A 16,094-nucleotide genomic window follows, 5' to 3' on the forward strand; every position below is an offset into this window, starting at 1 on the left:
AAAAATATTTTTCTGCAGGGTAATTTCTTTTACATATCGTATGCCTTCTATACAATGATCTTAGAATAATTTGTCAAAGACTGAAGTTGAAAATCAGTCATCGCCAAGGAAGAAACCAATGAGTAAAGATAATATCCGTGAGCATTCAGCTCCTGTCTATGAAGGCATTGAAAATGCGCCGGCACGTTCCATGATGCGCGCGACCGGTTTTAAAGATGCCGACTTTAGCCGACCTTTTATTGGCATTGCCTCAACTTGGGCCAATGTCACGCCTTGTAATATGCATATCGATGGCTTGGCGCGTGAAGTGGAAAGAGGCGTGAATGCCGCAAATGGCAAGGGGATTATCTTCAATACCATTACCATTTCTGACGGGATCTCAAACGGTACGGAAGGCATGAAATACTCACTGGTCTCCCGTGAAATTATTGCCGATTCAATTGAAGCGGTGGTCGGCTGTCAGGCTTATGATGGGGTGATTGCGATTGGTGGCTGTGACAAGAATATGCCGGGTTGCATCATGGGGCTGGCACGTTTAAACCGTCCGGGTCTGTTTATTTATGGTGGAACGATTAAACCGGGTGCTGGCCATACCGACATGATTTCGGTATTTGAAGCTGTGGGCCAGCATGCCAAAGGCGAAATTAACGAAATTCAGGTCAAGCAGATTGAAGAAGTCGCTTTGCCTGGCCCGGGTTCTTGTGGCGGGATGTATACTGCCAACTCGATGGCTTCCGCAATTGAAGCCTTGGGGATGAGTTTGCCGGGTTCATCGGCGCAGGAAGCGGTGTCTGAAGAGAAAAAAATTGACTGTCTGCGTGCCGGTGAAGCGGTAATGAATCTGCTACGTCTGGATATCAAACCACGTGACATCATGACCAAGGCAGCATTTGAAAATTCAATTAAAGTGCTGATTGCACTGGGTGGATCGACCAATGGCGTGCTGCATCTGTTGGCGATGGCGCATACCGCAGGGGTGGAACTGACCCTGGATGATTTCGTACGGATTGGTAAGGACATTCCGGTGGTGGCCGATGTGCGACCATCCGGTAAATATCTGATGTCGGAACTGATTGCGATTGGCGGTATTCAACCTCTAATGAAGCGTATGCTGAATGCCGGCATGCTGGATGGTTCTTGCTTGACTGTGACTGGTAAAACCTTAGCGGAAAATCTGGCAGATGTAGAAGATTATCCGGAAGGACAACAGATTATTTTGCCCTTTGATGCCCCGATTAAAAAAGACTCTCATCTGGTGGTATTAAAGGGTAACTTGTCACCAACTGGTGCGGTCGCAAAAATTACCGGTAAAGAAGGACTGTATTTTGAAGGTCCGGCACGCGTGTTCGAAGGCGAAATTGGTGCCATGCGTGGTATTTTAGATGGTGAAGTGCAGGAAGGCGAAGTGGTGGTGATTCGTGGTGAAGGGCCGAAAGGTGGACCAGGGATGCCAGAAATGCTGAAACCGACTTCTGCGATTATTGGGAAAGGTTTAGGAAAATCTGTGGCGCTGCTCACCGATGGCCGTTTCTCAGGTGGCAGCCATGGCTTTGTAATTGGTCATGTCACGCCTGAAGCCTATGAAGGCGGGCCGATTGGTCTGGTGAAAAATGGCGATAAAATTTCCATTAATGCCGAAACCCGTGAAATGACACTGCATATTCCCGATGCAGAGCTGGTAGCGCGTAAAGCGGCTTGGGTCAAGCCTGAACCGAATTATCGCTATGGAGCTTTGGCGAAGTTTGCCAAATTGACCACAGGTGCTGAAAAAGGGGCAGTGACCGATCTAAATTTAGATGTATAATTGATCATTACCTAACAAATTGTTATAAACCCTTGTAGCACACAAGGGTTTTTTTTCGAGGCTGATCTCATGTCACTGTTACGCCGTTGGTTTGATCCACTTCGATCGAGTTGGTTTTATCAAAAGCCGACCCGTCAGGTGGAATTATCTACGGAGCAGGGTTTAACCATCCACTTGCGTCTGGATGATGTCTATAGCTATCTGGCTGCACAGCAGTTACCTGAACTTGAAGAAATTTTGAGTGATGAAATCAAACCCTTAAAGGTGATCATTTCCAGTCGAACGGCAGAACCTCCCAATAACATGTCAGAAATGGAGTGGCAAAGTTACTGCCTGAACGATGCCAAAATTCTGTCCAAACAGCATCGTTTTAGTTTTCATGAAACCCCCGAACAGCCGCCGTTTGAGGCCATCGCTCAAGCAGAAACCATTCTTCGCAATACTCCCTTACGTGGCCAGGATTTCCTGTATTTACTCGAAGACGTGTTCCACATGCTGTGGCAAAAACAGTATGGCAAATTGCGTACCTTGCACGCTATGGCAAGCCGCCATCATCCAGCGCAAAACTTTCCGGAACGAATTTTTAACGATGATGAAGTGCTGGTCAGCTATTTTGAATTTGGGGAACGCAAGTATCATGCGGTGGATGATCTGCTGCGTTTGACCCGCCGTTTAAAACAACAAAAATTACTCACTGGTAATCCCATCTTCCTGATCAACCATATTGAATGGCGTGAACACCTGATCAGTGATGCCGAAGAACTGAATGAAATTCAGGCGCTAGATCCGGAACTGGATTTATATATTGCCCTGGAAGACCCAATTTCCTGGCTATTGTTGGCCTATATTAAAGAAGAGCTGGCCAATTTTTATAATATTCACCTCAACGTTTACCCGCTATCTTATCATGGACGGGACCTGTTTGACTGGGGGCTGGCAACACGCTTGTCCAAACGTACCGAAGTGAAATTTACCCCGTTTTGCCGTCCTACCCAGCAAGCAACTTATGAGATGGCGAAACTGTTTTATAGTGTTCCTGAAGAGCAGCGTGTGGAAGCCATGTACAGCATTTTGCAGGCGGTCTGGACCAAAGGCAAAGATCTCTCATTCAGGCCGCATTTTGACCAGATCAAGCGTGATTTAGAGATCAATGAACTGAGCACTGAAGATATTGCTGCCAAATTAAAAGAAAATGACATACTCTGTGAAATGAAGTCTCAGCCCGATTTTCCTGTGCTCGAACTGCGCATTGATGGTCAAAGTTATGTGTTTAATAGTTTGTACCGGGTCTGGATGATCGAAAGTATTTTTAGTAATGTTTTAGAAGACCAATATAAAAGTGAAAATGATGATAGCAAAGATGAAGAAAGAGAAATGTGAGTCTTTAGAACAGGCCCGTGCACAGATTGATGCCATTGATACCGCACTCATTGAGATGATTGCCACCCGTCAGTTTTATGTCGATCAGGCTACGCGTTTTAAGCGTACTGTACAGGACGTACAATCTCCGGAACGGGTCGAGCAGGTCATTCAGAAAGTACGTGCACAAGCGCTAGATCTGGGAACCGATCCTGATCTGGTGGAACATTTATATCGTGAAATGATCCAGCGTTTTATTCAGCGCGAATTGCGAGAAATCCGACCATAATTTGATTGCGCGTAGTATAAGCTCAATATAAAAGCTCAACCTGTCCAATAAAAAAGACACCTGAAAAAGTGTCTGAACCGCGCTATTTCATCTGTTACACCAAACGGTAATAGGTATAGCGGACCTGATCATTCTTATAAACCGCATGACTGTTTTGGCGGAAATCAGATACCCATTGGCGGCCGGTATAGGCAGCAATATGGCCGTAAACATGCTTCTGGGTTCTGTTGATAATATAGATATCGCCTTCTTGCGGATGATCAAAAGAAGGGTTGATTTTTTTATAGCCAATCGCCTGGAGGGTATGTCCCCAATCTGCAGCTGCCACTGGATGATTCAAAATTCGGGCACCTGCCGACTGTAGTGCAATGCGGATACTCCGTGCACATTTTTTGGTACTGGTCGCCGACGACATGCTATGTAACTTTTGTGTGAATTTACGTACATCCAGAAAGGGAATGCCTTTATTTTTGGAATTTTTAGCGCCTGAACCTGCCTGGTTTTTCTGGAAATTTTGCGAGATTACCGCAGTATTCTGATCCGCAGCATTAATCATATTGCTATGATGTCCATCATAAATCATTCTTCAATCTCTACCTGATTTTCAATTACTTTTAGAAAAAATAGACAGCATTTTTCAGAACTAAAACCCGAATATTCTTTCTCTCAATGGTGCAAATGCAATGTTATTACATAGCCCATTTATACGAAGCGCGTACTTTAAAGAGCTTTTGTTTGAAAATCCACCTGTTTTAGTATGATAAATAACCAATTTAGGACGAGAAAAGCGCTAAATTTGCCCAATCAGGACAGAAAATAAGTACAAGATAGTTAGCAAATCATGTAGTTAAGATCAACTTAATAATATATTAATAATTGATGGATTTATTATGTAAACATGCAATTACTTGCTTAATTATTAATCAAAAATTAATATTTTGTCATATTTATAGTGGATATTTTTATTCTTTGCAGTCGCAAAAGCCTTAGCTTTTTCTTGAGATTTAGCCTGGAACAGGGTGACTTTTTAACTCATCATATTCAAATTTCCTCAATCTCAAACATAAAAAAAGCAGCCTTACGGCTGCCTGAAAATGTGTACTTATCTTTATGATTTATCGCCCAGGCTAAAGAACCAGTTCAGAATTAAGGCTGCAAACGTAGCGGTACCAATACCCCCCAGGTTAAAGCTGCCAAATTGCAGGGCAAAGTCACCGGTGCCTAAAATAATGGTCACCGCAGCTACCATCAGGTTTTTGTTTTTAGAAAAATCAACCTTGTTTTCAATCCAGATTTTTGCCCCGGCAATGGTAATTAAACCGAAGACCACAATCGATGCACCGGTTAAGATGGCAGTCGGAATGGTATGGATAATGGCACCAAATTTTGGTGAAAGTCCCAAGAAAACCGCAAATACACCGGCAAAAACAAAGATGATGGTGGAATAGACACGAGTCACCGCCATCACGCCAATATTTTCACCATAAGTGGTCATCCCGGGAGCACCGACACCACCTGATAAAGTGGTTGCAAGACCATCGGCAACAAAGGCTTTACCAATGTGCGGGTCAAGGTTTTCACCGGTCATGGCACCCACTGCTTTAATATGGCCCAAGTTTTCCGCTACTAAAATCAAGGCAATCGGTGCAATAATCAGCATGGCATTGGCGTCGAATACCGGTGAGTGGAAGGTAGGAATACCAAACCAGTCTGCCTGTTGAATCGGAGCGAAATTAATTGGCGTGCCATGCCCCATCACATTGGAAACAATATAATAGATCAGGTAAGCCAGTAATAAACCGATCAATAACAGCAGACGTTGCAGCAGGCCTTTGGTAAATACCGCAATAGAACCCATGCACATCACGGTGACCAGTGACATCCACATATTGAAGTTATTCCCTGCTACGCCTTTAACAGTCACCGGTGCCAAATTCAGGCCGATGATCATGACCACAGCACCAGTCACTACAGGGGGCATGAGTTTTTCAATCCATTTGGTTCCGGTTGCCATCACAATAAAACCAAAAATGGCATACAGAATACCGCAGGCCATAATACCGCCAGCGGCCAGGGCCAGATTGGTATTGGGTGCACCCGTACCCGAAGCGGCATAACCCGTTGCTGCAATGACCACCCCAATAAAGGCAAAGCTGGAACCCAGATAACTCGGCACACGTCCCCCGGTCATCAGGAAAAACAGGATGGTACAGATGCCTGACATTAAAATAGCCAGATTAGGATCAAATCCCATCAGGAAGGGTGCAAGTACAGTCGCCCCAAACATGGCAAAAGCATGTTGTACACCCAAAACCACACTTTGTGCAGGTGGAAGGTATTCATTGGTACCGACAGGACGTGCATCGATACTGCCTTCGTACGGGCGCCATTTGGGAAACCAATTGGACATTTTTTGAGCACTCTAAAAACAAATTGTGCACATCATACGCTTCTTTTTTGGAAGATTTAATCATTGAAACAAAATTTTATTTACACTAATACCATGACTTTTCAAATATTTTTACCATGTGATAAAAATTTTAATAATTAAAAATAATGCTAAATCAATAGTTAATAGGTATGAAGATGTCTTGATAAATTCATAAATATTTTTTGTTTTATTTATAAAAAATAATGGGAAACTTTTGACCATAAGGTTAAAAAAAGCACATTGCAGGAATGTGCTTTTTCTATGGGAAATCAGAATTTAACCGGTATTACGCAATCCGGCTGCAATCCCGGCAATACTCACCATTAAGGCATGATCGACTGGGGTATGTTCTGCCTGACGTTCTGCCAGATAGCGACGACGGCGTTTCATCAGTTCCGCCTGGAGTAAATGCAGCGGCAGTAAATACGGTTTGCGTACCCGCATAGACTGGTCCAGTACTTCATTGCTGCTGAGCAGTTTGGATTCACCTTTCAGCGCCAGCAAGGTTTGTACCGCATCTTTTAAGCGCTGACGCAGTTCATTGCCCAGGACTTTTAAGTCTTCATCCTCGGTCAAATGTGATTCGTAATATAAGGCGACATTACTATCTGCTTTGGACAATACCATTTCCAGCATGTCAATCAGGGTCTGGAAATAGGGCCATTGTTGCAGCATCTCATCTAGCAGTGGTTTTTGCCCTTGATCAATCACCTGGTTAATGGCAGCTCCAGTGCCCAGCCAGGCTGGAAGCATCAGACGGATTTGGGTCCATGCAAAAACCCAGGGAATGGCACGTAAGGATTCAATCCCGCCGCTGACCTTGCGTTTGGCCGGGCGTGAACCGAGTGGCAACATTTGCAATTCCAGTTCCGGTGTAACCGTACGCAGGTATTTTACAAAATGTGGATTTTCACGCACGGTTTGACGATACACCTGTACCGACAAATCGGTCATGCTATGCATCAGTTCACGCCATTCATCCTTAGGCACCGGTGGTGGCAATAAGGTTGCTTCTAAAGTGGCTGCGGTATAAATCTCCAGATTTTGTAAGGCAATACCTTCCAGACCAAACTTGAAGCGGATCATTTCCCCTTGTTCGGTCACGCGAATGGCACCGGAAATCGAGCCTGGCGGTTGTGAAAACAGTGCTTGCTGGGTCGGTGCGCCACCACGGCTGATGGAACCGCCACGGCCATGGAACAGGGTGAGTTGTACGGCATGTTTTTTTGCAATGGCAGTCAGTTCTTCCTGTGCACGGTATTGCGCCCAGTTGGCAGACATAAATCCGGCATCTTTGGCGGAGTCGGAATAGCCAATCATCACCTCGTGCTTGCCCTGAATATGCTGTTTGTACCAATGCATATTAAACAGGGTATTCATGGTACTGGCTGCACCGTCCAGATCTTTCAGGGTTTCAAACAGCGGAACTACACGAAGTGGATGCTTGATGCCGGCTTCTTTTTGCAGCAATAACACGGCCAAGACATCACTCGGATATTCCGCCATGGAAATAATATACGCACCCAGACTTTCTTCCGGTTGTTCGGCCAGCGTGCGCATGGTGGCAAACACTTCCTGTACATCCGGATGTTCAATCAGGCTTTGTTTCGGTTCATTCAGATGTTTAGGCAACAACGGACGTTTGCTTTGTAATTCCTGCAACAGGAAGTTTTGGCGTGCCTGTTCGGTCCAGGTTTCAAAATTGCCCAGACCCAGATATTCAGTAATGGCAGAAATGGCCTGGCGATGGCGACCGGATTCCTGACGGATATCCAGTTTCAGTAGTTCAATGCCAAAGCAGTTGACGCGATGGATAAAGTCCAGCAGTTTGCCATTGGCAATTTCCGGCAGGTTGCAGGCAATCAGTGAACGGTAGCACAGCAATAAAGGCTGTAATAATTCATCTTTGCTTTTAATGACATGGCTATCATCGGCATCTTGCCCTTGCAGTTTTTGCGCCAGCCAGTGACGGGTGGCTTTGAGGCGTTCGCGGGTATCCCGCAGATATTCACGGTAGGGTTCGGGGTGGCTATGGCCCAGTGCCTGCATCAGTTCATCGCTGCAGTTTTGAATCGACAGTTCCCAGCGCAGGTCTTCCATATCACGCAGATATAAATCAGCCGCTTTCCAGCGCGACAGCCAGAGTACTTCCTGGGTAATGTTATGCGTGACATTTGGGTTGCCGTCACGGTCACCGCCCATCCAGGAGGCAAAACGCACTGGTGCAACGGTTAAAGGTAAACGCTGGCCACAGTGTTCTTCGACCATTTCATCCAGTTCGCGAATGAACTTGGGAATGGCATTCCACAGCGTCTGTTCAATGGTGGTAAAGCCCCATTTCGCTTCATCGACTGGGGTTGGCCGGTGCTGGCGGATTTCATCGGTCTGCCAGGCGGAACAAATCAGTTGTTTGAGTTCTTGCAGTACGGCTTTGCGTTCACGTGGGGTCAGTTTTTGTTGATCAGACTTAAACAGGCAGTCATTAATATCGTCATATTTTTGAATTAAGGTACGACGGCTGACTTCAGTCGGATGTGCAGTCAACACCAGTTCAATTTTCAGTTCACAGATTTGCTTGAATAGCGTGTCGGCAGAAATTTCGTGATCTTTAAATTTCTGGAACAGATGATCGAGCGGATTGGGAGAGGGGGCATGTTCATCAAATTCGCTTTGACGGCGACTTCGAACTACATTGTACTGTTCGGCAATATTGGCAAAATTCAGAAAGTGGGTGAATGCACGGGTAAGTGGAAGAATCTCATCATCTTCCAGACTCAGGAATAGTTGTTCAAGCTGTTTTTCGGCTTCTACCTGCCCATCACGTGCACCTTTGGACAGGGCACGAATCTGCTCCACCTGATTAAACAAATCTTGTCCCGCATGTTCCTTGAGGGTTTCTCCCAGTAAGTTCCCAAGTAAGCGTACATCCTCACGCAGTGGAGCATCAATTTGTTGAATCATTTTTTTTCATTCTCCTAGGTTACTGCTTTGAATATACCCCGATTCAATGACATTCCAAGTAGGGGGCAGACAAAAGTCGGTAATTTTTTGCTGCTAAAACTAGCAATTGAGTTGCCGTTGGTGCAGTCAGGAAAATGGAATTACAGATTTTACTGTTTTTTCTGATATTTCAGCATAAAGATCTCAATACTGTTCAAGATAATCTGCTGTTTCTCTTCAGCAGTTGGAACTTCCCGCACCCCAAGCAGCACTTCATGATGGCGCAGGCCCAACAGTAAAGAAAGGATCAGTAAGGTCAGGTTTTTTAAAGCTTCTGGCTGAATAAAGCCCAATTCGATAGCCTGCTGAAAAAAGTTTTCCCACAGTGCATTCATACGCAGATGGCAGGCATTATAAAATGTCTGTGCCAGTGGATTTTGTTCCGCCGCCAGTTCTACCAATAAGCGTTCCAGTTTGATGGCTTCAGGCAAATTGGTGATATTGAGGGCCAGCTCACAGGCATGCACAAATTCTTGATAAAAATTACTGTCGGCTTGCAGGTTTAAGGGGCGAGCACTGAGTAATTCTTCGCATGTGGCAACAATGGCACAAACAAATAAATTGGCTTTATCCTGAAAGTGATTGTAGACCGTCAGTTTGGTGACACCTGCTTCCTGGGCAATCTGGTTCATGCTGGAACCATGGTAGCCACACCTTAAAAATAAGCTTTTTGCTGCAGTTAAAATGCGCTGACGTTTTTCTAAGTCTTTGGGGCGACCCACATTTATTTGCACAATTTTTTCCAAAAAAATGAAAAAGGTCATTGATTTGACCCTCGATTCCCAATTAATGTACCGGTAAGTATATTAATTAAAAAACGATCAGTTTAAGATAATGCTTATTTTGCCTTAAAAAACATTTTGAGATAAGAGCCAACCTCATGAGCAGAGTAAAGATTGCAGTAAAAACCGCCCTGGTCAGCATGATGATTATTTGCAGTGTGACTTTATTGGGCTGCAGCACGGAGGCAACCGAAACAGAACAGGTTCCGTTTGTGATGGTGACTCAGCCGAACAGTACTCATAATGAACAGAAAAGCTATGCCGGAGATGTGCAGGCACGCCAGCAAACAGCTTTGGCCTTCCGGGTGGGCGGACAGATTATCGAACGTTATGTCGATGTGGGCGATCAGGTCAAAGTGGGGCAGGTACTGGCAAAACTCGATGTGAAAGATGCCCAGCTGCAGCTCAATGCAGCAAAAGCTCAACTGGAAAGTGCCCAATCGGCCGCAAAAATTGCCGCAGATGAACGGCAGCGCTTTAAGCAATTGCTGCCGATGAATGCGGTCAGCCATTCGCAATATGATGCGGTGGATAATCAGTATAAGTCAGCGATGTCCGCGCTGAAACAGGCGCAGTCCAATTATCAGGTTACGAGTAACCAAACCGGTTATAACCAGCTGATTGCCAATAAAAATGGCGTGATTACTGCGCGTAACATTGAAGTGGGGCAGGTGGTCGCTGCGGGACAGGCTGCTTATCAGGTGGCGATTGCCGGTGATCGTGAGGTGGTGATCGGGGTACCGGAACAGGCCATTTCAGAGATTAAAGTCGGTCAGACAGCATGGGTTACTTTATGGTCCGAACCTGAAGATAAATTTGCCGGCTATGTGCGTGAAATTTCTCCGGCAGCCGATCAGTCCCGAACCTTTAGTGTCAAAGTCGCTTTGCGTGGAAGTAATGCTGCCATTCAGCTGGGCCAGAGTGCACGGGTATTTTTTAACAATATCCAAAACAATGTACTTAGCGTGCCTTTGTCCAGTGTCTCGGCCAATGGTCAGCAGGCCTATGTCTGGGTGGTGAAACCGGACCAGACCATTCATAAGGTGGCTGTGAACCTGGGAGCCTATGGTCGTGACAGTGTGCCGGTATTGTCCGGTCTGAATCCGCAAGATTATGTGGTGATTGGCGGTGTGCATTTATTGCGTGAAAAACAGAAAATCCAGCCGATCGACCGGGAAAATCGTGCCGTGAAAATTCAGGCAGGAGCTGCATCATGAATTTAGGCTCGAACTTTAACCTGTCGGAATGGGCACTGAAAAATAAAGGCTTGATTCTTTATTTCATGCTGCTACTCGGCATTGTCGGCATTGTGTCCTATTCCAAACTGGCCCAAAGTGAAGATCCGCCGTTTACCTTTAAGGTGATGGTGATTCAGACCTACTGGCCGGGCGCAACCGCACAGGAAGTGTCCTTGCAGGTGACGGATCGCATCGAAAAGGAGTTGATGAGTACCGGTAATTACGAACGCATCATGGCCTATTCGCGTCCCGGTGAATCACTGGTGACATTTGTCGCCAAAGATTCGCTGCGCTCAAACCAGATTCCCGATGTCTGGTATCAGGTGCGCAAAAAAGTGGGCGATATCCAGCATCAATTGCCGAGTGGGGTGCAGGGGCCGTTTTTTAATGATGAATTTGGCGATACCTTTGGAAATATCTATGTCCTGACCGGCAAAGATTATGACTATGCCATATTGAAGGAATATGCCGACCGTCTGCAACTGCAACTGCAACGGGTCAAGGATGTCGGCAAGGTCAATCTGGTAGGCCTGCAAGACCAGAAAATCTGGATTGAACTGTCCAATACCAAAGCGGTACAGCTCGGCATTCCGGTCACAACTATTCAGCAAGCCCTGCAACAACAAAATACCGTGGCCAGTGCCGGCTTTTTTGAAACTGGCACCGACCGCATTCAGATGCGGGTCAGCGGTCAATTAAAAAGTATTGATGAACTTAAACAAATGCCCCTGTTGGTGGCAGGAAAAACCATTCAGCTGGGTGATGTTGCGGACATTTATCGTGGCTTTAGCGAGCCGGCCCAGCCACGCATGCGTTTTATGGGCGAAAATGGGATTGGCATTGCCGTATCCATGCGCAAAGGTGGCGACATTCTGGCTTTGGGTAAAAATTTAGAAGCTGAATTTGCCCATTTGCAAAAATCTTTGCCTTTGGGTATGCAGCTAAAAAAAGTTTCCGACCAACCGGTTGCGGTGAAACGCAGCGTGAATGAATTCATGAAAGTACTGGCAGAAGCGGTGATTATTGTCCTGCTGGTCAGCTTCTTTTCCCTGGGTTTTCGTACCGGTCTGGTGGTGGCATTTTCCATTCCACTGGTGCTGGCCATGACCTTTGCCGGCATGAATCTATTCGATGTCGGACTGCATAAAATTTCACTGGGCGCTTTAATTCTGGCGCTCGGTTTATTGGTGGATGACGCCATTATTGCCATTGAAATGATGGCCGTAAAAATGGAGCAGGGCTATAGCCGGCTGGAGGCGGCAGGTTTTGCCTGGAAAACCACGGCTTTTCCCATGCTAACGGGAACCCTGATTACCGCAGCCGGCTTTTTACCGATTGCTACTGCTGCATCCAGTACCGGTGAATATACCCGTTCTATTTTCCAGGTGGTGACCATTGCCTTGGTAGTGTCATGGTTTGCGGCAGTCCTTTTTGTCCCCTATCTGGGCGATAAACTGCTGCCCGATTTTAATCAAGACCTGCTGCAAAAAGCGCCATGGTATCAGCGCTTATGGGCGCGCTTACGCAGGCAACCCGAACCGCAAGCTGTGCTACATCATGCCGGTGAGCATCATGATCCTTATCAAACCAAGTTTTATCAAAAATTTAGAGGTTGGGTGAGTCAGTGTATTAGCTACCGTAAAACTGTGATTGCGATGACAGTAGGTATTTTTGTGCTGTCGGTGCTGATGTTTAAACTGGTACCGCAGCAGTTCTTTCCGCCGTCTAACCGGGCTGAAATTTTGGTGGATTTAAAGCTGGAAGAAGGGGCATCACTCACGGCTACAGAAAATGCCGTGAAAAAGGTAGAAAAATTCCTGTCGACCAAACAAGGCATCGACAATTATGTGGCCTATGTCGGCACGGGTTCCACCCGTTTCTACTTGCCACTGGACCAGCAATTGCCACAAGCCAGTTTTGCACAGTTTGTGGTTTTGGCTTCATCCCTGGATGACCGGGATGAAATCCGCAAATCTTTAGATCATGAAATCCGTAAATTGCTGCCGGATGTGCGTACCCGGGTCTCGCTGTTGGAAAATGGTCCGCCTGTCGGTTATCCATTGCAGTATCGCGTTTCCGGTGAAGACCTGAATCTGGTGCGTCAATGGGCACATAAGGTTTCCGCCGTCATTGCAGAGAATCCGAACACCACTAATGTTCATCTGGACTGGGGCGAACCGAGTAAGGTCATTCAGCTGAATATTGATCAGGATCGCGCCCGTCAAATGGGAGTATCAACTTTAGATTTGTCACAATTCCTGAACAGTTCCATCAGTGGTGCTGTGATTAACCAGTATCGTGAAAAACGTGAACTGATTGAAATCCGTTTGCGTGGAGACCAGAACGAACGCATCAATGTGGAATCTTTGTCCAGTCTGGCCGTACCGACTGCCAATGGCGGTTCTGTACCTCTGGCGCAAATTGCCAAAATTGAATATAAATTTGAAGATGGCCTGATCTGGCATCGTAACCGTTTGCCGACCATTACCGTACGTGCCGATATTCGGACCAAGTTGCAGCCTGCCACCGTGGTCGGGCAACTTGCCGATAAAATGGATCAGCTACGGGCCGAATTGCCAGGCGGTTATCTGGTTGAAGTGGGCGGTACGGTCGAAGAGTCGGCTCGTGGACAAAACTCGGTCAATGCCGGTATGCCGTTCTTCCTGGCAGTGGTGATGACCTTGCTGATGATTCAGCTCAAGAGTATGTCTCGTGCATTTATCGTCTTTTTGACCGCACCTTTAGGCCTGATTGGAGTTGTACTGTTTCTGTTATTGCTGAATAAACCTTTTGGTTTTGTGGCAATGCTGGGAACCATTGCCCTGTCAGGCATGATCATGCGCAATTCTTTAATCCTGATTGACCAGATTGAACAGGACATTCAGGCTGGACATGATCCTTGGAATGCCATTATCGATGCAACCGTACGTCGTTGCCGCCCGATTGTGCTGACCGCCCTGGCCGCAGTATTGGCGATGATTCCACTCTCCCGCAGTATTTTCTTTGGTCCGATGGCGGTGGCGATTATGGGGGGCTTGATTGTGGCGACCCTGTTGACGCTGTTCTTTTTACCGGCATTGTATGCACAATGGTTTAAAGTGAAAAAAAATAGCCAAACGGAGTAATTTTTTGACAATAATCAGGTGCGAAACGTTGAAAACTTCAATATAGTAGCACCTAATATTTGTATACATTTTTATCAAGCAATTTACTGCATATTAAAACTCTAAACATGCGGTAAATGGGGTTGAAACGCACATGAAGCAAGACAACTTAAGCCGACTTCGCCGTTCCGTTGCGATTTCCTATGTCTTGATGTTTTTCGCGTTATTTACTGTGATTAGTGGCATATTTGCTTATTGGTTTGCGCGCAAAGTCACACAAGTGGATGAAGTGGAGGTCTGGCTTGAAGCCCAAGCCCTCTGGATCATGCGTAATATTGTGATTTATATGATTTTGGTATGTTTTGCAGCACTCTGGTTTATTCCGCTGATTTTCTTTTATTGGGATAGTGCAGTTTGGGTAAAAAGTTGTACCGTTGCAGGCGTGGTTTTCGCCATGATTGCCTTCTTATTCCTGTTGAATGCCTGGCTGAAAGGAATCTCCCGGTTTTTCAAAAATAAAGCCGTTTTCTAATCCGAGTAAATTTTTTTCCCCTCTTTCCCTTGTAAAATTTGTTTCTGTCCCCAATTTCACACCACAGTTAAGTATTAAATAAAATTCCGTGAGGAGCATCGCCAGACATGGCTAAACGTGATTATTATGAGGTTTTGGGCGTCGCTAAAACCGCTAGTGATGATGAAATTAAAAAAGCCTACCGTAAGTTGGCGATGAAATATCATCCAGACCGTAACCCGGACAACCCTGAAGCTGAAGAAAAATTTAAAGAAGCTGCCGAAGCTTATGAAATTTTATCCGACAGTGAAAAACGCAGCATGTATGACCGTATGGGGCACAATGCCTTTGAAGGCGGCATGGGTGGTGGTGGCTTCGGTGGTGGTTTCAGCACTGAAGACATTTTTAGTCAGTTTGGCGACATCTTTGGTGGCGCATTTGGTGGCGGTGGTGGCCGTGGTCAGCAACGTGCACGTCGCGGATCAGACCTGCGTTACGTGATGGAATTGACCCTTGAAGAAGCGGTCAAAGGCGTGAAAAAAACCATTACTTTTACTGCACCTGCACCGTGTGAGGACTGTGATGGTAAAGGCTCTAAAAATCCGAACGATGTTGAAACCTGTAAAACCTGTCATGGTACAGGTCAAGTGCGTATGCAGCAAGGTTTCTTCTCTGTTCAGCAAACTTGTAGCACCTGTCGCGGTCAGGGTAAAATCATCAAGAACCCATGTAATACCTGTCATGGTTCTGGTGTAAAAAACCGTCAGCAAACCCTTGAAGTGACTATTCCTGCTGGTGTGGACAATGGCGACCGCGTACGTTTAACCGGTAAGGGTGAAGCGATTCGTGACGGCCAGTCTGGTGACTTATATGTTGAAGTGGTGGTGCGCGAGCATGACATCTTCCAGCGTGACGGTGCCGACCTGTATATGGATGTGCCGGTATCTATTGCCGATGCTGCATTGGGTAAAGAAATCCAGATTCCAACCCTGGATGGCCGTGTCAGCCTGAAAATTCCTGAGGGAACTCAAACCGGCAAACTGTTCCGCTTGCGTGGTAAAGGGGTTAAACCGGTACGTACCAGCATGCAGGGTGACTTGCTTTGCCGCGTAGTGGTCGAAACTCCGGTGAATTTGACTGCGCGTCAACGTGAGCTGTTAAAAGAATTGCAAGAAACGATGGATGGTGAGGACAGCAAATCATCGCCTAAGAAAAAATCGTTCTTCGGTCTGTTTGATTAATTTCAGACACAGTTTAAAAAAAGGGGGGAATATTGAATATTCCCCCCTTTTTTTATAAGCGCTTATTCGATGATTGGTTTGTCAATAGCTTCGACATCTACCGATTGCGTTGCTGCTTCGCCAGCCGGTTCTTGCTTGGTCGCTGCCGGATTAGTTTCAGCTTGAGCCGGTGTAGAGCTATGGGTACGAATATTTATTTTGACTTGTGATAAGCTTTCCAAAGTATCTCCCGCTTGGATTGCCGGTTCTGCCCACGCTGTGCTGACGATGGTTGCCATAAAAACGGTTAATGCGATTTTTTTCGAATGCATGTTGATTTCCTTATAATTCATCTT

Annotated in this window: 12 protein-coding genes; 7 read left to right on the plus strand and 5 right to left on the minus strand. The window is 46.0% G+C overall.

The window, feature by feature from the left end:
• The first annotated feature begins 118 nt into the window (after positions 1-118).
• From ilvD to FTT83_RS04110, 3 genes are all read left to right on the plus strand, one after another.
• Complete coding sequence (gene ilvD, locus FTT83_RS04100; protein ID WP_180176297.1) at positions 119-1,804, plus strand: dihydroxy-acid dehydratase; 1,686 nt, start codon at positions 119-121, stop codon at positions 1,802-1,804.
• Between the two features lie 69 nt (positions 1,805-1,873).
• Positions 1,874-3,184, plus strand: coding sequence for a hypothetical protein (locus tag FTT83_RS04105; protein ID WP_180176296.1), 1,311 nt, complete (start codon positions 1,874-1,876; stop codon positions 3,182-3,184).
• Positions 3,165-3,452 carry a chorismate mutase gene (locus tag FTT83_RS04110; RefSeq protein ID WP_166169682.1) on the plus strand — a complete coding sequence of 96 codons (288 nt, stop codon included), beginning with the start codon at positions 3,165-3,167 and terminating at the stop codon, positions 3,450-3,452. Before FTT83_RS04105 ends, FTT83_RS04110 begins: the two co-directional genes overlap by 20 nt.
• Positions 3,453-3,546: 94 nt before the next feature.
• Here FTT83_RS04110 and FTT83_RS04115 read toward each other — a convergent pair whose 3' ends face one another.
• The 4 genes from FTT83_RS04115 to FTT83_RS04130 form a co-directional block, all read right to left on the minus strand.
• Positions 3,547-4,008: a hypothetical protein gene (locus tag FTT83_RS04115; protein WP_180189938.1), complete on the minus strand. Its 462-nt coding sequence runs from the start codon at positions 4,006-4,008 to the stop codon at positions 3,547-3,549.
• A gap of 552 nt (positions 4,009-4,560) precedes the next feature.
• Positions 4,561-5,862, minus strand: coding sequence for a solute carrier family 23 protein (locus tag FTT83_RS04120; protein ID WP_180176295.1), 1,302 nt, complete (start codon positions 5,860-5,862; stop codon positions 4,561-4,563).
• A 297-nt stretch (positions 5,863-6,159) separates the two neighbouring features.
• Positions 6,160-8,844 carry a phosphoenolpyruvate carboxylase gene (gene ppc / locus FTT83_RS04125; RefSeq protein WP_180176294.1) on the minus strand — a complete coding sequence of 895 codons (2,685 nt, stop codon included), beginning with the start codon at positions 8,842-8,844 and terminating at the stop codon, positions 6,160-6,162.
• A gap of 149 nt (positions 8,845-8,993) precedes the next feature.
• Positions 8,994-9,617, minus strand: coding sequence for a TetR/AcrR family transcriptional regulator (locus tag FTT83_RS04130; protein WP_180176293.1), 624 nt, complete (start codon positions 9,615-9,617; stop codon positions 8,994-8,996).
• 146 nt (positions 9,618-9,763) lie between these two features.
• On the opposite strand from FTT83_RS04130, the gene FTT83_RS04135 reads away from it, so the two are divergent.
• The 4 genes from FTT83_RS04135 (at position 9,764) to dnaJ (ending at position 15,759) form a co-directional block, all read left to right on the plus strand.
• Positions 9,764-10,882: an efflux RND transporter periplasmic adaptor subunit gene (locus FTT83_RS04135; protein ID WP_180176292.1), complete on the plus strand. Its 1,119-nt coding sequence runs from the start codon at positions 9,764-9,766 to the stop codon at positions 10,880-10,882.
• The gene (locus FTT83_RS04140) at positions 10,879-14,028 is read left to right on the plus strand and encodes an efflux RND transporter permease subunit (RefSeq protein ID WP_180176291.1); all 3,150 of its coding nucleotides are present in this window, start codon (positions 10,879-10,881) and stop codon (positions 14,026-14,028) included. Before FTT83_RS04135 ends, FTT83_RS04140 begins: the two co-directional genes overlap by 4 nt.
• Before the next feature lie 133 nt (positions 14,029-14,161).
• Positions 14,162-14,539, plus strand: coding sequence for a hypothetical protein (locus FTT83_RS04145; RefSeq protein WP_180176290.1), 378 nt, complete (start codon positions 14,162-14,164; stop codon positions 14,537-14,539).
• A 107-nt stretch (positions 14,540-14,646) separates the two neighbouring features.
• A complete protein-coding gene (dnaJ, locus tag FTT83_RS04150; protein WP_180043870.1) occupies positions 14,647-15,759 on the plus strand; it encodes a molecular chaperone DnaJ in 1,113 nt (370 codons plus the stop codon).
• A gap of 62 nt (positions 15,760-15,821) precedes the next feature.
• Here dnaJ and FTT83_RS04155 read toward each other — a convergent pair whose 3' ends face one another.
• Entirely contained in the window at positions 15,822-16,070 is a 249-nt protein-coding gene (locus FTT83_RS04155) for a hypothetical protein (protein WP_180043872.1), read from the minus strand.
• Between the last annotated feature and the right edge of the window lie 24 nt (positions 16,071-16,094).

Source organism: Acinetobacter sp. YH01018, assembly GCF_013420295.1.
GTDB lineage: Bacteria > Pseudomonadota > Gammaproteobacteria > Pseudomonadales > Moraxellaceae > Acinetobacter.